Raw genomic sequence first — 23,984 nt, forward strand, 5'->3', positions numbered from 1 at the left:
TCATGGAACTTTCTTTATCACAACTCGCACTTCTTATAGAGCTTACAGAAGTAGAATTAGCCGAGATGAAAAAAATTATTGAAGACAAAAATGCCGATGACGATTTAATTAATGATAGCAGTGAACACAGCTTGCAGTTATTGGCCCTGTCTTCCACATTGAAAACTATGTACAAAATAAAATGGGCCGATTCAGAAGATGAAATTAGTTATGAACTTCTTATAGATGACATTCATGAAAGAAGGCTATGAAGATCCGGTATGTCTAATAACATAAGAAGAAGCCATCATATCGCTCTATTCAAGCTCAATTTCTGTCAAAGATAAAGCTTATCTTTTTACAATTGAGTGTCCTGCGCCCCCAAAAGCAACCAAACTATCCAACGAACTGTGACTGAAAAAGATCGCTTAGAAAAGGTAAAAGAAATAGCCAAGAAATGAGAAAAGGAGATTTTTTTGCTCCGCTCCTCCAGAAATTGAAAAGAGCTAAAAGAGGGGTAATGTTAAAAATCTGTTTCATCCGTAAGATCAGGATGAATAGTTGATCTTTTGGTTGCCACGCCCCCTACTGAAGAACTTGTATACGTTTTAACATGAACAGAAATAAAGGCCGTGTCTACTAAGAACAGCAAACCTCATTACTCGCTAGAATTCATAACGCCGACCATGACGAGAACCTGCTTGCCGAATTACATTCTTGAGATTGGTTAACAATGGTGCTTTTGCTTCTGGGAGCAGGGGGAAAAGCCTTTCATATACAAATTGTTCTGTTGCTGTTTGACCGAGAAGATGTCCTCGCCATGAATCACTAATCTCCATACGACCAAGATCTGTAAGCAAAAATGAAATCGCATCCATACTGAAGTCATCCGTTGTAATTTCATTGTTTCGATAAAGTATTATATTGGTGATGACAGCTCTATATTTCGATTCAGCCTTATTAAACTCCGCTATTAGGGAAATGAACTCCTCTTTGCTTAAACATAGCGCAAGAAGCCGAGACATAAAATAATTAAACCAGTAGTCGTCCTCATCAATTATCCAGTCCAGCCACCACTCAATTGGGCCAAAATCTAATTGGCCCTGCTGAAAGTCGCGATCATCACTAGTATTTTTTAGAATAGAAAGAGCTAGTTTCGAATCACGCCCCCTTAATATTTTAATAAAAAGATCTTCACGTCCTACCCATTTAATATCAATTTGATTGAGTAGATACAATGGCTGCTTGTTTCTTTGGGCATAATCCATAACTGCGATTTTTTCTAGCTCATCTAGAACCAAATTAATTTCTGAGGGTTCAGCGCAATACCGCAAAAGCACATTAGCCAAGCCAGACAGCTTAGACGCCAACGAATTTGTGGTTTTCGCTAAATCAGGCCGATTTTTACAAATGCATTGGAGCGCCCTGAACCACCAAGAGTCCTCTTCTTTATGATCGAGCATCGATATAAGGCGATGTATGTGAGCGTCGCTGAATGACTCCCAAGACAGACTCTCATCTGGTTTTGATAGCCCACCTATAAAGTGGATTGATGTCGCTGCTTCGTTGACACCCCGTAATAGTAGATCTCCCGCCAACTCTAAAGCTGCGGTAGAACGATTATCCCAAAGAATATTGCATAAAATTCGTGCACGAATCTCAGTCAGAGGATCTGAATCATTGCTAGGAAGTAAGCCAAGCTTAATATCAGATATTTCCAGATCTCCGAGAAAAATTGCGGCACCGCTTATAAATCCCTGGGCAGCGCTTTCATCAGAATCAGATGTCACCTCATCGGATATTAAATCTGACAAGTCGGCCACCTTCTTGATATCTTCCAGCTCGGCAAATGGCTTAATCGCACCTGAAATACCATTGCAACAATAATTGTAATCATCTCTTGCCTCAAGCATAGCTAACAGTAACTCATCTTTAACTTCCGAACCTTTTATCTCGCTCAGCCTCATAGCTGCAGCGCCTCCAATTGTGTTGCCCAACGCCATCAACTCTCGTAGCTGCGATTCGTGGGTTTCAGAGAGTGGTAAGCTATAAGATAAAGTCCATTCGACTCTATTTTCAAAGGGATCAAGATCTTTAATGTAATCGGGAATTCTTGCGAGAAGTTTTGAAACATAATTATCCCGATCAACTTCAATATATTTAACGGCTACCAGAGCCAGGACAATATCTGTCTTTATTACATCTTGAAAAAACGCTTCCGCATAGCGATCAGGAAGAAGACTAAGAGTGAAAAATAGAGCTTGATCCCATCTAGTTAGTTTAAGTTTTTCCTTTAAAATCTGGGGGGTTTCTTTATATCGACGAGCGAGCTCTTTCGCTGCAAGATATTCAGTGATCGATTGATGAACGAATGCAATGCGACCACCAATATATGGGATCAAGACCGAGCTTGAAACAAGCCAATTGGCGATATCTTTGCTCTCAATACCTATAATACCTGCAGCTTCAATCTGTACACGCATAATTCGAAGAAGGTCTGGCAAGGGATAAGCTTCTTCACCCCTATTAATCGCATCATAAGCCATGATTGATAGAATTTCTTCGAGTTGAATTTCTTTGCCAAAGCGAATAAGAAATGATTTATGAAGATTACTAAAGAATGATTGATAGAAATCTCGTGGATGAGCTTCTTTAGGCAAGCTTATAGCTCCGCTTGTAATGAACCTAAAATAGAAGGGCCTCTGCAAAATTAACCTAACCTCATGTTCAAAACGGCCTCCACCGATTTCAATTCCAAGACGCTGCAGCTCATCAGCAACCACATCCTCATCAATCTGGTCGAGACAATAAGAAGGGAAATCCAACTTACTGAGCCCGTCATCTGTTCGAGAGCCAATGATTATAGATGCTCGTTTAGCCGTCGCCGCGAAGGTAGTAAAATCTGCTTCATAGGCACCGCTCTCCCAGTACTCTCTCGGAATCTCATTGAAGGAATCTAAAAAAATCTTTAATTGAAATCGGCGAGTTATTTCCTCCAATGGCAAGCTATTTGGCAAAGATTGACTTACTAACTCGATTAGGTTTCCTCGATATAATTTTAGATCAATATAAATTGGAACAACGATATCTTTATTTTTGAAAGAATCTGAAAGGCATATTGCACTCAACCTACCCGCAAAACGAGATGCAGCCTGGCGAAGTGAGTATGTTTTCCCAGCGCCAGGAAGTCCAATCAAAAGTGCTTGTGCAGGACCTTCATCCAAAAATTTTTCAATTGGATAGCTGTCGAATTTGTCTAGCTGAATGTAAGCACCACCAGCCTTATGATTGGTACGCTCTAGACGCACCCGAATAGGAAACTCAGGATCTGCCTTGGACGTATGTTCTAATCCCGCCGCATATCGAGCTAAAGATAGAATTATGTTAGGTGTACATTCTTGTTCATCGCCAGTTTCCGCCAGATTTACTGGCCGTACGGCGGGTGTACTATCGAGAAGCGAATTAAGAAAAACAAGAAGTGCGGAGTGATCAATGGTTCCATCGGGTAGTTTTTTTGTTCGATAGCTATTTAGATGAATGCCATATATTCTTCGCCAGTAGTCACATTCGGAATCTGTAACATCCGCCATGATTGCATAATGGTCTCGAATGCCTCCCTTGTATGTGTTAGATAGAATATCACGCAAATAGATGAAATCAGGGTCTCTCAACCCAAACCCAAGATACACGACAGGTCTGCTCGCTAAAAGCATCTTCAGCGAATCTAACGCGCTATGCCGTTCGCCCTGAGGAAGTAACTCACGATACTGCTCCCTCGTTAAGATAATGCTTTCGCTGTCTGCAGCATCGCCATGAGGTTTAAATACGAAATCGATGGCGCGAGCATGTACTATCTCAGCAGTTTCCGTGAGGTGGCGATTCGTAATTGGTGAACGGAAAAAACTATCTGGCTTCCACTGCCGAAGAGCTTCCTCAAGAAGATTATCGTAGTTGGTTGTGACATAACATCGTGCACCGAAAGAAACGATTTTCTTATGAATTTCATGTGGTTCTGCAACACCCAAGCGACAAGCTGAACGAATAAATTCGCCAATTTGATGTTTCGTCAGTTTGTCGAAACCGTAACTCGCCGCCTGTAATAAATCCCCGCGTGCTGCCTCTGCACGAACCAAATCAGCAGTAAATCCTGCTTCATCTAGAAATGCGGCCAGTTTTTCTATCAAACCAGACCATGAGGGGAGACCTGACCATGATGATATTCCCGATCCAATGAAAATAACTGTATCTTCTTGTGCAAGAATTTGCTTTAGTTTATTCAACTTTAACTACCTTCTCCGAGCCACGAATATATTTATCTCTAGAAATTTATCGTTCTAATAATGTTAAATGTTTAACTACCCGCCTTGGACGCATGACGACATGTATACTTAGCCTTATTATTTTTTTTAGGTGAGCGCGGGAACCATGCCCACAACAGATGTCAGTTCCGCTCGACACCATTTCAGTCCCTAGCCCGACCAAAGACTTTAGTACTTGCTTATGCGCAAATAATACATAAAAAAAGCCAACACCCAGCATTTAGCGAATAGGAATACAAATAATTACGCAAGTTTAATGAAATTGACAACAGCCAAATCATAAGAAAGAACTTCATGGCAGAAAGCCGGATCATCCGTTGAACCTGTTCCATAGGGTATGCCAAGCGAGTACAGATTGGTCCCATAAATTCTGCTTATGAAAGAATAGACGACGTCCGGGTAAATGCGAATAACACGATATTTCACTGCCGCCGCCCTCTCTGTAAGAACGAGCAGATTAAAAAGCCAATGCGCGGCGGCATTGCTTGGTAACTACCTGCTCTACCCGTTGCAAGGCAGGATAAGCTCCATAGAGAGCTTCAAATTGTTCCTTCACGGGCTGTAATTGTTGCAACAACGCGGTTGCTAACGTGCGTACCCTTTCTTGAAGGAAGCGCGGGCGCAAGCCGCAGCGCTGCGCCAGGTCAGCCCAATCTGCAGTGGTGATAACGCCGGGATTACGCTCATCACCCACGGCAAGCGCGAGGTGATAATCAATTCGCTCAATAGCTCGGGTACAAATCAAATCGTAAAAGGGCGCTAACCGGATTTCTTTTTGCGGCATATAAAGTAATGACAGGTTTTTTGCGTGTCCATCGGAATTTCCTGCCAGTACGTTAAAAATTTGCCAATGCAATAAATGTTGCAAATCGTTTGCCGGATCACTGGATACCTCTTGTACCAACTGGTAGCAATCGGCAAAAGAAGGGCCGCCATCTTCCTGATATTTTCGTTCGTGTCCAAATCCTAATGCCTGGCAAAAATCTTCCTGGTGTGACCGCACTATCTGTCTCTGATTATCGATCAGCCGGTCATAGCGTTTGATAAGAGCAAAGTGCGTATCGGCAATCGACTGCAAGTGAATGTCCACCACAGGCAAACCAATGGCACGAGCCAGCAGAGTAGTAAAGGTTTCATAGGCGGGCAGATTGCGGTAATCGGCGAGCTCAAATTTAAGGATATGGCTTGAGGGTGACTCTTTCTTGGGTAGCCAATATTGATCATCTTTAACCAACAGAGGGCATTTATCCTGGGCGCCCGCCAGTGAAAGCCGGGGGCGCTCATGGTCTGTCCAGGTATAGGGTTGTCCCTTGCGAGTCACCAAACGTGTCAGCTCTTCCTCTGATAGCTTGTAGTAATCATGTTGTACCACAGGGGAATATTCGGCTCGAAGCACCGACAGTGCCCCCGCGCACTCACCCCCGATAGCACGCAGCAAGTCAAAATCAGTATTGGCGATTTTTAAATCGCGTACCACCTGATCCCGTGCTCCGCCTTCAGGCAACAAGTTGGCAAAAAAGCGGTGCGCAAGGCCGGACTCCGGCGCAAACTCGCCCGCTTGCAGGGGTAATGCGTGGGAAACAGCAAACCGCTCTGGTGCCTCCAGCCACTCATCGTCATAGCGAAACCCCATTAGTCCTTGGGCGTTACGCCACAAATAACCTACCAGCTGTAAGCCACTCCAGACATTAAGGCCATCAGTGTCATCAAGCATTCTTGTCCTCCTTTTGCTTTAATGGCGACGCGTGTGATGCAACACCACGCGGCTGTATAATCACCTCTAACCCCAAGGTGCGCAGGGCTTTCAATACCTTGCCCAACTCGGCAGTTTCCTTGCCTCGTTCAAACTCGGATAAGAAACGAGTACTCACATTGCCCAGCCCTGAGATAGTTTCCAGGGTCAGCTTGCGTTGTTTCCTGTGCGCACGTGCCAGTTTGCCCAATTCTTCGGCAGACCGAATGACACCGTATTCCGTTTGTTCTTTCATCGTGATTGGCCATAAAAATTACCGTACGATAAAAATTAGCGGGTAAATACCCTATGGTCAATCAAATATTTACCGTACGGTAAAAAACAGGCTTTTCCCGTAACAAAATGCGATTTATATCCCGTACGGTAAAAATATCCTCCCGAACGCAATCTACATTTTCTGAAGGGAAGTTATGACTAAAAAAGCTTGGAAAGGCGAAGGAAGCAAAGACACCAAAGTTCACCTTTATCTTCATACCGTTAAAAAGAACATTTCTAGATCACACCCCATGGCGCAATTTTCTTCATTCACCGGTGGCAATCCCGGAATTTTCTACAATACTTAGGGCATGCCGTTGGTTGCGATTCCCCTTCTATGAAAAAACTCAACACCCTCAACCTGGTGCTGTTGTTGGCGATTATTGCGTCTGTGGGTGCGATAGGGCTGCAAAAGTATCTCCCCAAGAAGTCAATTGTTGTCGTGCCCAGTACGCAGCATTACGACACCTTCTATTACCTTGCGGCGCCGGAAGGCAGTAAGACGCGCTTTGAGTTTCTCGACCAGAGTAAGCACCAGTGGCGCTGTATCAGTGAGGAATTGGAAGGCTGGCTGGTGTGCAGTTTTTCGATGGTCTTTGTTAAAGATGTCTCTAAAGGTTGGGATTTATCCAGCTATTCCACCATTGATATCAAGCTGAATTACACCGATCCCGCCCGCAAGATGCGCGTGGTGTTGCGGCATTACGATGAGCGCTTCACGACGGCGGATGACAGCAATAGCACCAAATTCCAGTTTGTGATCCTGCGGCAAGAGGATTTCAACAAAGAAGTCAGTATCAGCCTGAACGAGTTTACCGTAGCCGAATGGTGGATTGAGCAGTTCGATCTGCCCCGTCATCTGGCGCGGCCGGATGTCAGTAACGTAATGTTTATCGGGATTGAGTTTGTTGAGGGATTGCCGCCCGGTAATCATGATGTCACGCTGGAATCGCTGAGCTTCAGCGGCGACCTGATCTCGCCGGAGCATTGGTACCTCGGCATCCTGATGCTGTGGATACTGGCTGGCCTGCTGGTCGTGGCGGTGCGGATGGTTCGCCTGAAACAGGAAGGTCAAGAGGCCAAGCAGCGAATCAATGAATTGGCGGTGAGCAATTCCCGCTTGCAAACCGAGAAGTCACGCTTCCAAACCCTCTCGAATCTGGACGCGCTTACGGGTATCTATAACCGTTACGCTATCGACAAAAGCATTGCGCAGTTGCTCGCCGACCCGCGCAAGAATTCCATCGCGCTGATCATCATCGACATCGACCATTTCAAACGCATCAACGACCGACGCGGGCACGATGTGGGCGACAACATCCTCAAGCAATTTACGCTGATTGTGAGCAGCAATATTCGCAGCGACGATATCTTTGGCCGTTGGGGTGGGGAAGAATTTATCCTGATTTGCCCCAAAACCAATATCGATAACGCATTTTATCTGGCGGAAAAAATTCGCAAGATTGTCAGCGATACGATGTTTGAGGAAGAGAAACCGGTGACCATTACTGCCAGTTTCGGCGTCGGCACTATTCAGCAGGATGAAGATTTTGCCTCCGCCTTTAAACGCGTGGACGCCGCTTTGTATAAAGCCAAATCCATCGGCAGAAATTGCACCATCATTGCGGAGACTGAACAGCCTTAAGTCGGGACTGTTCAGCCCTAAGCCGGGGCTAGCGCTCCGGCAGCGGAATAAACTCGGTTTCGCCAGGCACCTGTGCAAAACGCCCGGCCTGCCAATCGGCCTTGGCCTGTTCAATACGCTCGCGGCTGCTCGAAACAAAATTCCACCAAGCGATACGCGGACCATCCAGAGGCTCACCCCCAACCACCACCAGTTGCGTCTCTTCATCCGCGCGAAAAGTCACGTCACTGTTTGCGGACAATATCAACATACGACCAGCAGCATAGGTTTCACCCGCCAGGGTGATCTCACCTTTGACGATATAAATCGCCCGCTCGGTGTACTCGACGTCCAGCTTAATTACCTTGCCCGGATGCAAGGCGATATCCACATACACCAAGGGCGACAAGGTTTTAACCGGCGAATCCACACCAAACGCCCGCCCCGCCAGCACCCGAATCCGCGCCCCATCCCGATCCAGCTCCGGCAAATCCTCCGGCGGATAATGCACAAACGACGGCTCAACCTCCTCATGCTCTTTCGGCAAGGCCACCCACAACTGCAAACCCTCCAGCACCTGATGCTGCTGCCGCGCCTGATCACTACTGCGCTCCGAATGCGTAATCCCCCGACCCGCCGTCATCCAGTTAATCGCACCGGGCGTGATCAACTGCGTACAACCCAAACTATCGCGGTGCAGAATCGAACCGCTATACAAATAGGTCACCGTCGCCAACCCGATATGCGGATGCGGCCGCACATCCATCCCCTGACCCACACCAAAATGCGCCGGCCCCATATGATCAAAAAAAATAAACGGCCCCACCATCTGCCGCTTACCCGACGGCAACACCCGCCGCACTTCAAAATCACCCAGATCGCGCGCCTTGGGCTCAATAATCAATTCCACCGGCGACACATCGCCAGCATGGTCCACACATTCAGGTTCTGCATCGGGGAGCCAGCTCATGGTTTCTCCTTCTGGAAAAAAGCCCCTACAACGAGGGGCTTCTTAAACATTAAATCGAATCAAACGCATCCGTCAGCAAACAATCAAACCGACGCGCGTCATACTCCAGCAAGCGCACCACATCCTCCTGCTGAATAATATCCTTACCCACCGCATCCTGTAACCGCTCCTCCAAGGTCGCACCCGTCAACTTCCCACTACTCTGGGCACGCGCAAAGGTATTCCACAATGGGCCAAGCGACAGCAACATCTGATACGTACTCTCCACCCGACCCGTCGCATCATCCGGCTCCATATTGCGATACACAAACGTACCCAGATGCTGACGCACAGGATTATCTTCCATGATCAGGTCGCCCATCTGACGGGTCAGCTCATCACTGGGCTTGGCCACAATGCGCCCGGTGGGGAAAGTCGCCAGTTTCAATGCACCCGCCACAAGACGCACCGGGAAGTTCTCATAGAAATCGATCAGCGCTTCCTGGGCTTTATACAGCGCCAGGGTAATCGCGTATTCCGCGTGGATATCCTCCTCCTTCGTGCGCACGTGGGCGGAGTGATACTTGAGGATCGAACAGGCGATAAACAGCTGGCTGTGCACATCACCCAGACGCGCCGACAACAACTCACGACGCTTCAGGTTGCCGCCGAGGATTGCCAGCGCGAAATCCGAGGTTACCGCCAACGAAGCGCTGAGGATATTGATACGCTGATACCAGCGAGTGCTGAAGTTATCGGCATTGGCCGGCGCCTCACTGAAATGACCACGGGTAACACCCAGCACTTTGGTGCGCACCAGGTTGCTGAACACATGGCCCAGGTGATGGATAAACAGACGATCAAAGGCTTCCAGATCATCCGCCTGCATGGCCTGCATTTCTTCGAACAGGTAAGGATGGCAGCGCATCGCGCCCTGACCAAAGATCATCAACGAACGGGTCAGGATGTTGGCTCCTTCCACAGTAATCGCCACGGGAATGCTCTGGTAGGGAAATGCGAGGAAGTTACGTGGGCCAAGCTGGATCGCGCGACCGGCAACCACGTCCATGCTGTGGTTGATCAAACGACGCATGATCTCCGTAGCGTGGTATTTGGCCATGGCGGTCATCACCGCCGGCGCGCCAGACTCCAGACCTTTGGTAACCAGATGGCGCATGGATTCCAGGGTGTAAGCACCGCCCGCAATATCCGCCGTGGCTTCCTGAACGCCCTCGAACTTGCCGACTTCCATATTGAACTGGCGACGAATGCGCGCAAACGCGCCCACCATGCGATAGCTCATCTCGCCGCTGGCGGTGGCCAGTGCCGGCAGGGACACGCCGCGACCAGCGCCCAAGCATTCGATCAGCATCCGCCAGCCTTTACCGGCCATGGGCGCACCGCCGATGATCCAATCCACCGGGATAAACACATCAGTGCCCATCACCGGACCGTTCATAAACGGTGAGCCGGGGTTGTGGCGCTGACCGATTTCAATACCGGGGTGGTTAGCGGGCAAGAGCGCGCAGGTGATGCCGTATTCTTTCTTGCCGGGGTCACCGAGCAAGCCATCCGGGTCCACCAGCTTGAACGCCAGACCGACCACGGTGGCGACGGGCGCCAAAGTAATCCAGCGTTTGTTGAAGGTCAGGCGCAAGCCAATCACTTCCTTACCTTCGAATTCGCCTTTACAGACAATACCCACATCGGGAATCGAGCCCGCATCGGAACCGGCTTCCGGGCCGGTCAGACCAAAACAGGGAATCTCTTCACCGCGTGCCAGACCGGGCAACCAACGGTGTTTCTGTTCGTCGGTACCGTACTTCATCAACAGTTCACCCGGGCCGAGGGAGTTAGGCACCATGGCGGTCACGGCAGCGGTGATAGAGCGGCTGGCGATCTTGCTCATTACGCGGCTTTGCGCGTAGGGGCTGAAGTCGCGACCACCGAATTCCTTGGGGATAATCAGGCCGAGGAAGCCTTTGTCTTTCAGGTATTGCCAGGCTTCGGGGGAAAGGTCTTTGTGGTTGTGGTGGATATCCCACTCGTCCAGCAGCGCGCACAACTCGTTCACTTCGTTATCGAGGAAGGATTGTTCTTCTGTCGTTAATTGCGGCAGGCCGATTTGTGCAAATTGATTCCAGTCCGGCTTACCACTGAAGATGTCTTTTTCCCACCAGGTAGTGCCCGCTTCCAGCGCTTCGCGCTCGGTCACGCTCATGGAAGGCATGGATTTCTTGAGGATTTCAAATACCGGTTTGGTCAGGATCGGCCGGCGCAAGGCGGGCACGTTCAAAATCAGCAGCACCGCCGCGAGGGGAATCACCAGCCACAACGACCACATGGCCGAAGACAGCACGCCCAACACCAGCCAGGCCACCACCACAATGGCCGACGACGCCGGCAAAGGGACCTTACGGTACAGGAGGACACTGATCAAAATCAGAATAAGTAGCAACGACAGCAACAACATAGATTTCTCCTAACTGCTCACAAGATGAGACGTGCCCGATTCGGGAAGGCAAGGTCAAAACAATCACTGTTCAGACCACAGACCGGCTGCCCAATTCAGGTGCCGGCGCGTTTCATAACAATAGCCCATTGCACCTGTTTACGGCACGCAATAATTCAAGGTTTTTGTCACCTTGGCGCGCCATGAACATCCGGTACGAAGGCTGAGGATTTATACGGAGGGAAAAGCCGGGCCGGTCACCTTTGCGGGCAACCGGACAACCGGGGACATAGAAAGGCAGATTAAAGTGAAAAGCTTAATGTGCCCATGGTTGCGGGCTGCTCAGGGTAAGGCTGCTGTGCGGGCAGCAGGTCGGCGTCTCTCACCTCCCTTGCCCACACCACCAGCCGCAAAGGTCCGTTGGGATCAATCACGTCGAAGGGATAGCAGGTCACCAGCACCAGACCGGAGGCGGGGTAATCCGGTAGTTGCAGTGGTGTATGGCGGGAATCCACCACCTGGCGCTGTTCGATGCGATAGGTGAGCTGGCGGCCGTCGCGGGTTTGCATATACAGGTCGTCGCCGGGTTTTATGTCTTTGAGGAAACGGAAATGGGTATCGCGGTGGCCGCCGATCACGCTGATGCCGTCGCCCGGCAAGGCCGTACCTTGCAGATGACCGGGGCCGAAGGCGAGGGAGTTGCCCTGGGCGCCTTCAAGCACAAACAGATCCACGCCTTCATTCGGCATCCGCAGGCGGGCGACCGGATGAGTGTCGGCCCAGGGCCAGGGTTTGATGTCCGGTGTTAACGGATTTTCTCGCTGTGCTAAAGGCTCGTGTCCGGGCGTCTGACTGTTGTCCCATGCCTGGGCGATCAGCCATTGCGCCAGTTGGGCTTTTACCAGAATCCAGCCGGCATTACCCCATTGCCAGGCCAATATGAGTATCAAGAGTGCGCTAATCAATGACACCACACGGCGGGATTGCCGACGGGGTGTCACTCTGGTGCAAGCCTCGGGGGTGCAAGCCTCGGGCAGCGGCCGCAATACCCGACGGCGCCTGCCCAGTAAATCGCCCGTTAAATCAGGATTCCCGCATGAGCCCGGTTGATCCGCTCCCACTGCCCGGCTGTTGCCGCCAGCAATCCTGTTGCTGAGGTAGCGTCTAGTCATGATGCACCTCCCGCGAGCCGAAGCGACGCAACGCCAGTAACGCGAGTAATGCACAACTACCGAGCAACCAGTTGAGCAGTAACGGGGTCGCGGTACGCGGGTACATCAGCGGCGCGGCTTGCTGACCCTGGGGCAACAGATTGGGGACCGGCGCCTGCTCCAGCGCCTGATCCTGCGGGCGACTCGGTGTTTCCTCTACCGCCACAAAGCTGGTGTAGGGCGACATCAACTGATGCTGCAAGGCTACCTCCAGCACCGCGTCGCGAACCTCGGCCTCCGGGCGACCACGGACTTTCTCATCCAGCAGCGCGGCAATTTTCTGCTCTGCCCAGCGCACGCCGATACCACTGTGGGATGCAGCATCGCTGGAGGTATTAGCCACGGCTAACTTGCGCGACCAGCTTTTACCGGCTTGCTGGCCACGCACGTCAATCACACCCCGATTCGGCCAGGTGCCGCTCACCTTGGCACTGACCAATAGCGGCTCGCCTTGATACAAGTCGGGGATACGCGCAGGCCAGGCTTCTACCGGCACCGGCCAGTTAACTTCTATGTCACTCATCACGGGACTTTCCAGTTTGGTAAACAGCGATTGCATCTTCTCCGCCACTTCGGTCTGAGCGCCGATAAAGGTAAAGGTGCCGCGCCCGAATTCTGCTGCCTTGGTCATAAAGTAGCTGTTGGGCGCGGAGCCGATGCCCACCGTAAACAAGCGTGCATCGCCCAGTTGTTGGTGAATCAATTCGAACAGTGATGTCTCGTTACCGACGCTGCCGTCGGTGATAAAGATCACCTGCTTCAGGTAGCCTTCCGCCGCCGGGTAACGCAACGCTTCATCCAATGCCGGCGCCATCTCGGTGCCACCATCGGCATTTAACCGCTGCACAAAACTGCGCGCCTGTTGCAGCGCGTTGGCATCTGCCGGAACCGGTCGACTGAACAACGCCTGATGGAAGGAATTGAATTCGATGACGTTGAAGCGATCCTTGTCGGCCAGGCGCGACAGCGCCAGTTGCAGGCTGGCCTTGGCTTGCTCAATGGACACACCGCCCATGGAGCCGGAGGTGTCGATGATAAAGATCACTTCGCGCGGCAGGGTTGCGCCGGCCTGTTCCTGTTGCGTTGGTAACACCATCAGCAGCGCGTAATCTTCGCCATCAATGTGCTCCGTAAAAAAGGCCGCGTCCGGCGCCTTGCCGGCAACGGTATGCCACTGCATCTCGAAGTCGCGATCCATGGGGATGTGCTTTTGCGTCGGTGTAATCTGGTGGCCGTTGCCCAGCTTATAGATGCTGAGTTCATGGTAAGCGCCGCGAATTTGCGCCAGGGGCACGCCGGCATCCAGGCTGATATTGATGGCGATGTTGTTGGTGTCAGGCTGCGGTGCGGGATGCACAAAGGGCGTAATCCGATGCGCGTCCGGCACCTGATCGGTGGGCTGCGCCCAACCCCAGCCGCTGTTGGTTTCCAGCGACACCTGAGTGTCGGCATCCTGTTTCATCACGCCGGGGATGTAGCGCGGCGTGAGTGTGGTGGGCAAACGCCAACTGAAGGTTTGATTGCGATAGGTCACCAGCTCGTGATACTGCAATTCGATGATGACCTTTTCCTTGGGACCAATATTGGCAATCGCCTGGGTAAACAGGTTGGGCCGCTCCTGCCGGGTCAGTGCCGCGCGCTTGCCTTCGCGCTTGGCCTGGTCGTAAATCCGTTGTGCTTCCTGCTTTTCCTTAATGTCCGCCACAATCCGACGCTCGCCAATCTCCAGCACCATGCGATTGATGGCCGCGTCCTCCGGCAGCGGAAATACATACACGCCTTCCACCCAGTCGTCGGTGACATTTTCAAAGGTCTGACGCAACACCACCCGCGCCAGCATGCCCTTGATGGTGACCTGCGCCTCGCTGTGATGATGCAGCGCCGCGCGGTAACCGCTGGCGGTTTTAACCAACAAAGACCCGGCGCTGGCTTCTTCCGGGTTCACATCGGCGCGGGCGATTTCGGCGGCGGCTATCGTCAGCAGCACCACCAGCGAGCCTAAAACCCATGTCCATATCCGACGCGTGGGTCGGTGAGGCGGTGACGGTTGCAATAGCAGATGTTTGGGGATGCGGCGGCGGTTAAAACACATGATAGTATTCCCTGCAAAAGTTAAAGCCGTGAACGGCGTTTCGACAGGGTCAGTAAACCAGCGCAATCCGGCGCTGCCGGGGCACAAAAACGCAAAAGCGGTGATCAATTATGGCGAATTGTGGCAAAACCTTTCACAGCCATTTTTCTCCATTAAAATCCATCACCATTCGTAGGTCGCATTAGCCGCACCGCGGCGTAATCCGACACCACCCTATCAACCGCAAAGGACACCCATGGCCCGCCACATCGCCATCGTTGAAGACGAAATCGCCCTCGCCCATAACTACCGCGATGCGCTCACCCGCCAGGGTTACAGCGTGAGTCTCTACCACAACCGCCCTGACGCCTTGGCTGCGTTTAATAAAAGCCTGCCGGATTTGGCGATCATTGATGTGGGTTTGGGAGATGACATTGAAGGCGGGTTTGAATTGTGCCGCGACCTGCGCAGTAAAGCGCCAGCCTTGCCGATTATTTTTTTAACCGCGCGCGACAGTGAATTTGATGTGGTATCCGGTTTGCGTCTGGGCGCCGATGATTACCTCACCAAAGATATCAGCCAACCCCATATGCTCGCGCGCATCGTGGCCTTGTTTCGGCGCGTGGATGCCCTGCGCAAACCCGACGCGCAACCCAGTGAAGAAATTCTGCAACGCGGAAAATTATTGTTGAACATGGATCGCATGAGCGCGCACTGGGATGAACAACCGGTAGACCTGACGGTGACGGAATTGTGGATCGTCCACGCGCTCAGCAAGCATCCCGGCCACGTAAAAAACCGCCAGCAATTGATGGACGCGGCCAACGTCGTGCTCGATGACAATACCATTACCTCGCACGTCAAACGCATTCGCAAGAAATTCCTGCGCCTTGATGAACAATTTGATGCGGTAAAAACCGCTTACGGCATGGGCTACCGCTGGGACGAACAATAACCATGCGTTTGCGTCGACAATTATTGCTGGTGAGTTTGCTCGGGCTGAGTTTGCCCTGGGCTGGTTGCCAATATATTCGCGAGATGGAAGATGCGTTGCGTCAGGGCCAAAGCATTGCACTATTGGCCAGCGCGCAAGCGGTAGCCAATCGCATCAGCAACGAGCCGGCGCTATTGGAAGAACTGCAACAACCGGCGGCCCAGGTTTATGCCATCGATCAAATCTACGCGCATCCTTTTCCCGCACCAGCCATACTCGACGGTTACGACGATGAATGGCGCCATCGCGAATTCGATGGATTAGCCTGGGAAAATTCTATCTTTTCATTCCATCTGCAAGCCGCCAGCCACGACAAGGATTTGTACCTGTTTGCCCGTGTCGATGATGCAAACATTGTGTATTACAACCCCGGCTTTGAATCGCCGACCCAAAGCGATCATCTGGTATTGCGCATGCACGACACAGAAGGCAATGCGCAGGATTTTGTTATCAACACCAGCGCACCGGGCATGATCAATGCGCACGCGGCAACGCTCGACTACAACGACTATGGTGAACGCATTACACGTTATGTGCGCGAACATCGCATCAAAGGCGTGTGGCAGGAGCGCGAGCAGGGTTATCAACTGGAGTTGCAATTACCACTCACCATGACCCACGGTTATTTAAGTGTGGCGGCGGTCAATCACAGCACGGTCAGTGATGCGACAACCGCCGGCGCTTGGTTGGGCACAATAAAACGCACGGATAATCCCAAACCTTTGGTAAAACAAAATGCCGTGCTCGCGGACGCCCTGAATGTATTTGCCGGGCAGGATTTGCGCTTACGCATAACCGGCCGCAATCAATGGCTGATTGCCGAAGCCGGTCGCTTGCAATCACCGACTAAATTACCCGTCGAGGAAAATGGATTGCTGGCCTGGCTGATGCGCAATTTGTTTACCCGCACTGATTTGCCACCGCTGGATACACCGCAATTTACCGGCCGCCTGGATGCACCGGAAATTCAGCAGGCACTCAACGGCGATAACGCACGCACCTGGTATCAGTATGGTGTACACAATTTGGGCCGCGCTGTTGTGCCGGTCGTGCGCCAGACGCGCATCATCGGAACCGTGGTGGTTGAACAAACCAGTGCCAGTATTCTGTCGCTCACCAACAATGCATTTCAACGCTTGATGTTTTATACCTTGCTGGCGACGCTGGTTGCCGGCGCAGGACTAGTGGCTTATGCAACCTGGTTGTCGTTGCGCATTCGCCGCTTGAGTGAAGCGGCTGACACCGCCATGCGCGAGGACGGAAAACTGGAGAATCAATTTCCGGTATCCAAGGCACAGGATGAGATTGGTGATCTGAATCGCAGCTACGCACAACTCTTGGCCCGCTTGCAGGAATACACGGATTACTTACGCACCCTTTCCAACAAGCTGTCCCATGAACTACGCACGCCGCTCGCGGTGGTGCGCAGTTCACTCGACAATCTCGATAATGAAAAACTGGATGCGCAAGCCAAAGTGTTTGCGACGCGGGCACAGGAAGGCTCGCAACGGCTTTCCGCTATCCTCAACGCGATCAGCTCCGCGAGCCGCGTAGAAGAAAGCATTCGTACCACCGAGATGGAACCGGTTCCGCTGGAAAAAGTGATTCATGAACTGACGCTTGCCTATCGGGATATTGCGCAACAACACGTCGTGTCGGATATTCCTGCCAACGAGTCGTTTGTTATTCACGGCTCTGCCGATTTGATTGTGCAGATGATCGACAAGCTGTTCGACAACGCCTGCGATTTTTGTCCACCCGAAGGGAAAATTGTTTTTTCACTGCGCAAACTCAAGGATCAGGTTGTGCTTACCGTGAGCAACGATGGCCCCTTGTTACCACAAAAGATGCAGAGCCAGTTATTCGACTCGCTGGTGTCTATTCGTGAATCCAAAGATAAACACAACGACAACAAAATCCACCTGGGGCTGGGTTTACATATCGTGCGTTTGATTGTCGAGGTGCATCACGCGCGGGTCAGTGCGCGCAATCGTGCTGATAACAGCGGCGTGGAGTTTGAAGTTATCTTTCCGCCGGCTATCAGTTATACGCTTTAAAAATTACAAACGCTGTGCCAGCCCGTCGCTTAACGCGCGACGATAGGCACTTAACGCGGGGATCAACCCCATCAGCATCGCCAGACCGACAATACCGCCGAGTAAGTAAAACGTCTGCGGCTGTAGAGGATTGATGTCAATAAATAAACCAAACTGGTCTGCCAACATGGGTTGCGCGATCCACAAGCTACCGGTCAATAATAAAACGCCGCCGGCCAGTGCGAGCACGATCAACAACAAAACTTCCAGTTCAATCAGTAAAAATAAATAACCTGCACCGGCACCTACCGCGCGCAGGATAGCAATCTCCCGTTGCCGTTCATTCATAGATGCCAACAAGCTGGTCATCATGCCGATCAACACAGCCAACAACACCATGATGGAAATCAGGTACAACACGTTTTCCACCACGCTTAACATTTGCCAGAGTTCAGTAAGTGCAACACCGGGCAGTATCGCCATCAAAGGCTCTTGCGGATATTGGTTTACCTGGCGTTGCACGGTGAAGGTCGCGGCGCGGGATTTTAACCCCACAAGCATTGCGGTGATATTTTTGGGCGTAAGATCCTGCTGTAATGCCGCTTCTGCCGAAATCGTATTGCCGGGAATCGGCATGCCCTGTTGCCAGTCGAGATGAATCGCCTCAATACCCGCCAGACTGATATGTACCGTGCGATCCACCGGCGTGCCGGTCGGTTGCAAAATGCCAGTTACGCGGAAGGGTTTGTCATCGTGGTGATGCAAATTTACCGCACCGCTACCGTGGGCTAATACCAGCTCATCGCCCACCTGATAATTCAATTTGCGTGCGACCTCAGCACCAAGCACCGCGTCGTAAACGCCATTAAATATTTTTCCTTCGGCAAATATCAGTGGCCGCTGTTGACCGTAACGATAATGTTCGAAGTACGCGGCCGTCGTACCCAACACGCGAAAGCCACGATGGGAATCACCTAAGGACAATGGTACGGTCCACTCCACCGCACTGTGACGACTTAACTCCTGAAAACTTTGCCAGGTAATATTGTTGGTGGCATTGCCAATGCGGAATACGGAATACAAGAGTAAATTTAATTGCCCGGAGCGTGCACCGACAATCAGATCCGTGCCCGACAAGGTTTGGCTGAAACTTTTCTTCGCCTGAACACGCAGATGATCAATGCCCAATACCAGCGCTACGCTGATAATTAATGAAGCCAAGGTCAGGGATGCGGTGGTGCGGCGATTGCACACACTGAGGCGCGCCAGTTTAATCAGCATACGCAGTCCTCGTAAGCGGTTTATCGAGATCACGAATATCCAGCGCGCGCGAAAAAAAAGTTTGTAAGCTGCGGTCATGGCTGACAAACACGATGGTGCAATTAATCTCAGCGGCCGTGTCCAACAACACTTGCATAAAGGCGGCGCGGCTATCGCTATCCAACGCCGAGGTTGGCTCATCGGCAATCAAGATCTCCGGTTGCGTTACCAGCGCCCGTGCCACCGCTACGCGTTGCTGTTGACCGACACTGAGCTGTCGCGCGGATTGGTTGAGCAGGCTTTTCGATAATCCTAATGCATCCAGCAATTGTTGTGCGCGTTGTCGCGCAGGCAGTAACGGTATACCGGCAAAATGTGCACTCAGTAACACATTATCCAACAGGTCAAGATAAGGAATAAGATTGAATTGCTGAAAGATGACACCGATGTGACGCGCACGAAACTTGTCACGCTGACGCTGCGAGAGTTGATCAAACGACTGCCCCAACGCCTGTAGCTGCCCGCTCTGAGGTTTGATAACCCCAGCCAACAAATTCAGCAAGGTCGTCTTGCCGGAACCGGAGGGGCCATACAAAAATACGCGTTCGCCACGCGCAATATCCAGCACGGGAATCTGCACCAGAGGCGGCTCGGTAGCCGACCACCGAAAATTGAGGTCGCGCAGGGCAAAAGCAGGTTTGGTATTTATCATCATCACAAAAATTTGTTCAGCCGGAATTTTTTATAGACAGGATGTCGAAGACTTGCCTTATCATAACCCACATTGTCCTTAAACCTATTGTCCCTAAACCTGTTGAATCACTCCTATGCCAAGACATCCGCTTTGTTCAGTCGTTCTGTTAATTGCCTTGTGCAGCAGTGTTTGCCTCGCACAAACCCCTTCTGCGAACACCAAGTCTCCACGCACCATTGAGTGGACTGATTTGATGCCGGAAGAAGACCTGAAGCTGTTGATGAACATGCCGCAGGTGGACCACACCGCATTGAGCGAAGAAGAGCTGGCCATGGATCAGCCGACCAACAACAACTCGCCCCAAACCACCACCAGCAGTTTTGAAAATCAGGTGACCAGTGCAATAGAACAGGCCATGGCCAAGCCATCCGGCGGACGCACCTGGCAGGATGCGTTAACGTCTACCCGCGTGCGGCCGGAGTTTAACAATACCAAGATCCGCCTGGCGGGTTATATCGTGCCGCTGGAGTATGACGATGAGCAAGTTATCACGTCGTTTTTTCTGGTTCCGTATTTCGGAGCCTGCATTCACGTTCCGCCACCACCGCCGAATCAGTTAATTTATGTTGAGTATCCGCAGGGTTTTACGTTGGAGGATTTGTATACGCCGTATTGGCTGAGTGGGACGGTGAAGATTGAAACCCATGAGCATGAGTTGGGATTGGCGGCTTATAGTATGAAAGTGGATTCGATGGTGGAGTATACGGAGGAATAACAAGACGGGAAGCATTCGACTTCGTAGTACGTTCGTCGTTGGGTACATAGGTTCGGAAGCGCATGACAAATTGGCAGGAAGCCAATTTGCACAGCGAAGCTGCCCGCAGGGTGAGCCACAGGGATGTGGCGAATGAATCGTCCCTGTAGCTCCCTCAATTCATCCCTGAATTGAGGGTTCCGAACCTATGTACCCAACGCCAAACTCACATCTTATTAGCGTCAAGTTTGCTTTTCTTTTGTTCTAATTTATACCACCACACTTGCCGATGGATTCCGGTGTTTCCTCTGAGACCGTCACCAGCAAGGATGCTGGTGCCGAGCCCCCAGGGATGGGTTCACGGCGTGTCTCAGAGGAAACACCGGAGTCCATAACCCGCAAATGACTTCTCAAAAACTTCACTAATTTATATTTTTATTGCCAACAACTGCGCCTCAAACTCTTCCGCATTAATTACTTGATCATCAATAAGCTCTATACGGCTATCAAGAATATCCCCTGCCAATGATTGATCCAATTGATTAACGCTTAGTACCCCGTTTTCAGAATTAAACACATGCACACCCTGATCGGTACTCATCACCGCTTTTGCACGGACTACCGACAAACCCGTCATCAACAAAAATAATAAATTGAAATTAAATTGCCAGTCCGGCCGAAACAACCAACCGCAGCTGTAGTAGCCCTGCCCCTGATTATCCCGACGAATAAAATCTTTATCCTGCGGCAACTGAATAGCAGAGTTGTAAAACTCGCGTTGCGGGCTGAGTGAATTATTGCGATGCGCTTGCGGATTTTTTGAAGTGCGAGGAGTGCGCGGTAGATCCAGCCAATCGGCCTCGATAGCACCCTGCTCCACCCAGGCGGAAAGTTGTTTGGGCGGCTCGAAGCTTTGCAGGAGTTGATTGAAATTTTCGCGATCCTGCGCGTCGCAGCAATCAGTTTTGTTGGCAACAATCACGTCGGCTACGGCCAGTTGATCTTGGAAGTTGGCGTTGGTGGTGTAGCGTTCGTCGGTGAGTTTTCGTGGGTCGACCAGTGTCAGGGTTGCGCGCAAATCCAGCACCGTATCGTAATATTCGCCAGTTAAGGTGTTGATGATTTCTTCCGGGTGACCGAGGCCGGTGGGTTCTATCAGAATGCGATCCGGCTTGGTGGTGGCGATCATCATATTGAGCGCGATCTTCATGGGTAAGCCGGCTACACAGCAAATGCAACCGCCGGGCACTTCGCGCACATGAGCGTTGACACTTTTGAGCATGGCGCCGTCGATGCCGATTTCACCGAATTCATTGACCAGTACCGACCACACCTGGTCCGCCGGTTTGTGGCGTAACAAATGGGTAATGGCGGTGGTTTTCCCCACGCCGAGGAATCCGGTGATGATATTGGTTGGAATCGCGTTGCGCATAGATCACCTGTAGATTGATAAGGCGATGCATGGTAACGCAAGGGATTTTAAAAATGAAATGTGGCGTTATCCGGTGACAGGGTTTCCAGCCCTTGCTGCGCGTCGATAATCCAGGTTAATTGCAGCGCGGTGATACTGGGATAGCGGTTAAAAACCGACGCATCGACAGAGGATAATTTCTCCGGCGCCTGGCAAGTGAATTCGTAATACACCAGAAAGTCTGCATGGCCGTTCCCCGCTTGTTCGGTGCTTAACAAACCGGATTGCATCTCGGCATCACTTAATTCACACAGCGCTGCCGGCGTTAACGTCAGCATTTTTTTCGCATCACGCAGATCCGCTACCGCCTTACCAAGTTGATGTTGTTCCTGCTCCGTTTTTGCCGCCCGTTCAAAGCCCAGTACATCCATGGCCGGCAGATTGAGATTGATGCTGAGTAGTGATCCTTCGAGCACCAGCGTCATCTCCGCCGCGCCATGTTGATGTGCTCCCAGGTCGCGATAGCTGTGGTCATGGTCATGGTCATGGTCATCATGATGATGAGCAGCAACCGTGGTTTTATCCAGCGCGTGGTTGGCGGATGGCTCTGCGGGTGCGGGTGATTTTTCGCAGGCACTTAGCAGGGCAACTATCGCAAACAGAGATGTTATGTATTTTATTATTTGCATGGTTCCTCTCAGGAAAACTGGTAAGCCAGAGCGGCCCGCAAGGTTATTGTAGTCACAATAAAAAGCTTATCCGTGCGCATGATAACCTGACCTATTTAACTCAAGAGTCTATTTGCCACTCCGGAAAAGGATCGGGCAAGGTTTTCCAGAGAGATTGCCCTGCCAATAATTCTTCATCATTTAACAGACACTCATTCAGCCGTTGGATTACTTCATCTGCGTGCAACCCCTGCCCGATAAATACCAGTTCCTGGCGCATATCGCCAAAGGGCTCCTGCCATTTATCCATAATATATTGGCGATGTTCCGGATCTTCCGGCCAGTGTTCTTCGGGGATGGACTTCCAGAACATTCCCGCTGCGCCGTGTTGCGCAATACCGCCCGCCTGACTCCACTGTGCTGCGATCTGCGGACGGCTGGCGAGCCAGAAAAATCCTTTCGAGCGCAGGAGCTTGCCCGTCATAACCGGATTAAAAAAGAAGTCGTGCAATTTTTGCGGATGGAAGGGGCGACGCGCGTGATAGCTAAAACTGCTGATGCCGTATTCCTCCGTTTCCGGCAGATGTTCGCCGCGCATTTCCTTTAACCAACCCGGCGCCTGTTGCGCTTTATCAAAATTAAATCGGCCGGTATTCAGCACACGATCCAACGGCACCTGGCCTTTTGTTATCGGTACAATGTCAGCATCCGGATTCAGTTTGTGTAATACCGCTTGCAGTTCGGCAAGTGTGTCAGCATCTACCAGGTCAGTTTTGCTGATTAACAGCACATCACAAAATTCAATTTGATCCACCAATAAATCTGCAACATTGCGTTGATCTTCATCACCTAAATGCTCGCCGGTTTCCTGCAAATATTGCGCTTCGTAAAAATCACGCAGGAAATTTACCGCATCCACCACAGTGACCATGGTATCGAGGCGCGCAACCTGCGACAGGCTATTGCCGTCTTCATCTTCAAAAGTAAAGGTTTCGGCCACGGGCAGCGGTTCGGAAATGCCGGTAGATTCAATCACCAGATAATCAAAACGTCCCTCGCTGGCCAGGCGATTTATTTCAACCAGCAAATCTTCACGCAAGGTGCAACAAATACAACCGTTGCTCATCTCCACCAGTTTTTCTTCGGCGCGATGTAGTTGCACCTGATTTTTTACCAGCGCGGCATCGATATTGATTTCACTCATGTCATTCACAATAACCGCCACGCGCAAGTCCGCGCGATTATTGAGAATGTGATTCAGTACCGTGGTTTTGCCGGCACCGAGAAAGCCGGAGAGCAGTGTAACGGGAAGCGATTTTTGCATGATTCCAATCCAGGTAATCGTTGAATGTTAAAGATGGCGCTGAGCGAGATTACGCTCCAGGTGTTCTTGACACGCTTTTTCTTCTGCGCAAAGTTCAGCCGTGGGTCACAACAGTTGTTGTTGCAGATTCATATAGTCCTTGTAAGGCATACGCAGTAAAGACTGGGGCGTCAATGCAGCTTCATTCATCTGTACTTCTCACAGAGCATTCTGAAATTGATGTTATAACA

The 23,984-nt window shown here is 51.0% G+C and carries 17 protein-coding genes; 5 read left to right on the forward strand and 12 right to left on the reverse strand.

Annotated elements, in window-relative coordinates; all coding sequences use genetic code 11:
* Positions 1 to 2 precede the first annotated feature (2 nt).
* Positions 3 to 251 carry a hypothetical protein gene (locus CBR65_RS13115; RefSeq protein WP_087467265.1) on the forward strand — a complete coding sequence of 83 codons (249 nt, stop codon included), beginning with the start codon at positions 3 to 5 and terminating at the stop codon, positions 249 to 251.
* 393 nt (positions 252 to 644) lie between these two features.
* Here CBR65_RS13115 and CBR65_RS13120 read toward each other — a convergent pair whose 3' ends face one another.
* From CBR65_RS13120 to CBR65_RS13130, 3 genes are all read right to left on the reverse strand, one after another.
* Positions 645 to 4,259, reverse strand: coding sequence for an SIR2 family protein (locus CBR65_RS13120; protein ID WP_087467266.1), 3,615 nt, complete (start codon positions 4,257 to 4,259; stop codon positions 645 to 647).
* A 496-nt stretch (positions 4,260 to 4,755) separates the two neighbouring features.
* Positions 4,756 to 6,012: a type II toxin-antitoxin system HipA family toxin gene (locus tag CBR65_RS13125; RefSeq protein WP_087467267.1), complete on the reverse strand. Its 1,257-nt coding sequence runs from the start codon at positions 6,010 to 6,012 to the stop codon at positions 4,756 to 4,758.
* Positions 6,005 to 6,286, reverse strand: coding sequence for a helix-turn-helix domain-containing protein (locus CBR65_RS13130; protein WP_087467268.1), 282 nt, complete (start codon positions 6,284 to 6,286; stop codon positions 6,005 to 6,007). The genes CBR65_RS13125 and CBR65_RS13130 overlap by 8 nt, the downstream gene beginning before the upstream one ends.
* A 357-nt stretch (positions 6,287 to 6,643) precedes the next feature.
* Here CBR65_RS13130 and CBR65_RS13135 point away from each other — a divergent pair, with 357 nt between their 5' ends.
* The gene (locus CBR65_RS13135; RefSeq protein ID WP_087467269.1) at positions 6,644 to 7,951 is read left to right on the forward strand and encodes a GGDEF domain-containing protein; all 1,308 of its coding nucleotides are present in this window, start codon (positions 6,644 to 6,646) and stop codon (positions 7,949 to 7,951) included.
* Positions 7,952 to 7,979: 28 nt separating this feature from the next.
* Here the strand turns inward: CBR65_RS13135 and CBR65_RS13140 are convergent, their stop codons facing one another.
* The 4 genes from CBR65_RS13140 to CBR65_RS13155 form a co-directional block, all read right to left on the reverse strand.
* The gene (locus tag CBR65_RS13140; protein WP_087467270.1) at positions 7,980 to 8,900 is read right to left on the reverse strand and encodes a pirin family protein; all 921 of its coding nucleotides are present in this window, start codon (positions 8,898 to 8,900) and stop codon (positions 7,980 to 7,982) included.
* Between the two features lie 49 nt (positions 8,901 to 8,949).
* Positions 8,950 to 11,352, reverse strand: a complete 2,403-nt coding sequence (locus CBR65_RS13145) for an acyl-CoA dehydrogenase (RefSeq protein WP_087467271.1) — start codon at positions 11,350 to 11,352, stop codon at positions 8,950 to 8,952.
* 281 nt (positions 11,353 to 11,633) lie between these two features.
* On the reverse strand, positions 11,634 to 12,503 hold the full coding sequence (locus CBR65_RS13150; RefSeq protein WP_087467272.1) for a class GN sortase: 870 nt from the start codon (positions 12,501 to 12,503) through the stop codon (positions 11,634 to 11,636).
* A complete protein-coding gene (locus tag CBR65_RS13155) occupies positions 12,496 to 14,634 on the reverse strand; it encodes a marine proteobacterial sortase target protein (protein ID WP_087467273.1) in 2,139 nt (712 codons plus the stop codon). The genes CBR65_RS13150 and CBR65_RS13155 overlap by 8 nt, the downstream gene beginning before the upstream one ends.
* 235 nt (positions 14,635 to 14,869) lie before the next feature.
* Between CBR65_RS13155 and pdsR the strand changes: the two genes are divergently transcribed.
* Both pdsR and CBR65_RS13165 read left to right on the forward strand, forming a co-directional pair.
* Positions 14,870 to 15,568, forward strand: a complete 699-nt coding sequence (gene pdsR, locus CBR65_RS13160) for a proteobacterial dedicated sortase system response regulator (RefSeq protein ID WP_087467274.1) — start codon at positions 14,870 to 14,872, stop codon at positions 15,566 to 15,568.
* 2 nt (positions 15,569 to 15,570) lie between these two features.
* Positions 15,571 to 17,664, forward strand: a complete 2,094-nt coding sequence (locus CBR65_RS13165) for an ATP-binding protein (protein ID WP_087467275.1) — start codon at positions 15,571 to 15,573, stop codon at positions 17,662 to 17,664.
* 3 nt (positions 17,665 to 17,667) lie between these two features.
* On the opposite strand, the gene CBR65_RS13170 is transcribed toward CBR65_RS13165, so the two are convergent.
* Both CBR65_RS13170 and CBR65_RS13175 read right to left on the reverse strand, forming a co-directional pair.
* Positions 17,668 to 18,924, reverse strand: coding sequence for an ABC transporter permease (locus CBR65_RS13170; protein WP_087467276.1), 1,257 nt, complete (start codon positions 18,922 to 18,924; stop codon positions 17,668 to 17,670).
* A complete protein-coding gene (locus CBR65_RS13175) occupies positions 18,914 to 19,618 on the reverse strand; it encodes an ABC transporter ATP-binding protein (RefSeq protein ID WP_198300974.1) in 705 nt (234 codons plus the stop codon). Before CBR65_RS13175 ends, CBR65_RS13170 begins: the two co-directional genes overlap by 11 nt.
* Before the next feature lie 112 nt (positions 19,619 to 19,730).
* Here CBR65_RS13175 and CBR65_RS13180 point away from each other — a divergent pair, with 112 nt between their 5' ends.
* On the forward strand, positions 19,731 to 20,372 hold the full coding sequence (locus tag CBR65_RS13180; protein WP_087467277.1) for a DUF3299 domain-containing protein: 642 nt from the start codon (positions 19,731 to 19,733) through the stop codon (positions 20,370 to 20,372).
* A gap of 406 nt (positions 20,373 to 20,778) precedes the next feature.
* On the opposite strand, the gene CBR65_RS13185 is transcribed toward CBR65_RS13180, so the two are convergent.
* The 3 genes from CBR65_RS13185 to zigA form a co-directional block, all read right to left on the reverse strand.
* Positions 20,779 to 21,783 carry a GTP-binding protein gene (locus CBR65_RS13185; protein ID WP_087467278.1) on the reverse strand — a complete coding sequence of 335 codons (1,005 nt, stop codon included), beginning with the start codon at positions 21,781 to 21,783 and terminating at the stop codon, positions 20,779 to 20,781.
* 47 nt (positions 21,784 to 21,830) lie between these two features.
* Positions 21,831 to 22,451 carry a DUF2796 domain-containing protein gene (locus CBR65_RS13190; protein WP_087467279.1) on the reverse strand — a complete coding sequence of 207 codons (621 nt, stop codon included), beginning with the start codon at positions 22,449 to 22,451 and terminating at the stop codon, positions 21,831 to 21,833.
* A gap of 100 nt (positions 22,452 to 22,551) precedes the next feature.
* Positions 22,552 to 23,754, reverse strand: a complete 1,203-nt coding sequence (zigA, locus tag CBR65_RS13195; protein ID WP_087467280.1) for a zinc metallochaperone GTPase ZigA — start codon at positions 23,752 to 23,754, stop codon at positions 22,552 to 22,554.
* Positions 23,755 to 23,984: the final 230 nt, after the last annotated feature.

Source organism: Cellvibrio sp. PSBB006 (genome assembly GCF_002162135.1).
Lineage (GTDB): Bacteria > Pseudomonadota > Gammaproteobacteria > Pseudomonadales > Cellvibrionaceae > Cellvibrio.

Excerpts from the sequence above, each read along its gene's own strand:
- CBR65_RS13180 (WP_087467277.1), top strand. The coding sequence starts at position 19,731 with ATGCCAAGACATCCGCTTTGTTCAGTCGTTCTGTTAATTGCCTTGTGC.
- zigA (WP_087467280.1), bottom strand. The coding sequence starts at position 23,754 with ATGCAAAAATCGCTTCCCGTTACACTGCTCTCCGGCTTTCTCGGTGCC.
- CBR65_RS13135 (WP_087467269.1), top strand. The coding sequence starts at position 6,644 with ATGAAAAAACTCAACACCCTCAACCTGGTGCTGTTGTTGGCGATTATT.
- CBR65_RS13190 (WP_087467279.1), bottom strand. The coding sequence starts at position 22,451 with ATGCAAATAATAAAATACATAACATCTCTGTTTGCGATAGTTGCCCTG.
- CBR65_RS13150 (WP_087467272.1), bottom strand. The coding sequence starts at position 12,503 with ATGACTAGACGCTACCTCAGCAACAGGATTGCTGGCGGCAACAGCCGG.
- CBR65_RS13130 (WP_087467268.1), bottom strand. The coding sequence starts at position 6,286 with ATGAAAGAACAAACGGAATACGGTGTCATTCGGTCTGCCGAAGAATTG.
- CBR65_RS13145 (WP_087467271.1), bottom strand. The coding sequence starts at position 11,352 with ATGTTGTTGCTGTCGTTGCTACTTATTCTGATTTTGATCAGTGTCCTC.
- CBR65_RS13175 (WP_198300974.1), bottom strand. The coding sequence starts at position 19,618 with ATGATGATAAATACCAAACCTGCTTTTGCCCTGCGCGACCTCAATTTT.
- CBR65_RS13125 (WP_087467267.1), bottom strand. The coding sequence starts at position 6,012 with ATGCTTGATGACACTGATGGCCTTAATGTCTGGAGTGGCTTACAGCTG.
- CBR65_RS13155 (WP_087467273.1), bottom strand. The coding sequence starts at position 14,634 with ATGTGTTTTAACCGCCGCCGCATCCCCAAACATCTGCTATTGCAACCG.
- CBR65_RS13115 (WP_087467265.1), top strand. The coding sequence starts at position 3 with ATGGAACTTTCTTTATCACAACTCGCACTTCTTATAGAGCTTACAGAA.
- CBR65_RS13170 (WP_087467276.1), bottom strand. The coding sequence starts at position 18,924 with ATGCTGATTAAACTGGCGCGCCTCAGTGTGTGCAATCGCCGCACCACC.
- CBR65_RS13185 (WP_087467278.1), bottom strand. The coding sequence starts at position 21,783 with ATGCGCAACGCGATTCCAACCAATATCATCACCGGATTCCTCGGCGTG.
- pdsR (WP_087467274.1), top strand. The coding sequence starts at position 14,870 with ATGGCCCGCCACATCGCCATCGTTGAAGACGAAATCGCCCTCGCCCAT.
- CBR65_RS13140 (WP_087467270.1), bottom strand. The coding sequence starts at position 8,900 with ATGAGCTGGCTCCCCGATGCAGAACCTGAATGTGTGGACCATGCTGGC.
- CBR65_RS13165 (WP_087467275.1), top strand. The coding sequence starts at position 15,571 with ATGCGTTTGCGTCGACAATTATTGCTGGTGAGTTTGCTCGGGCTGAGT.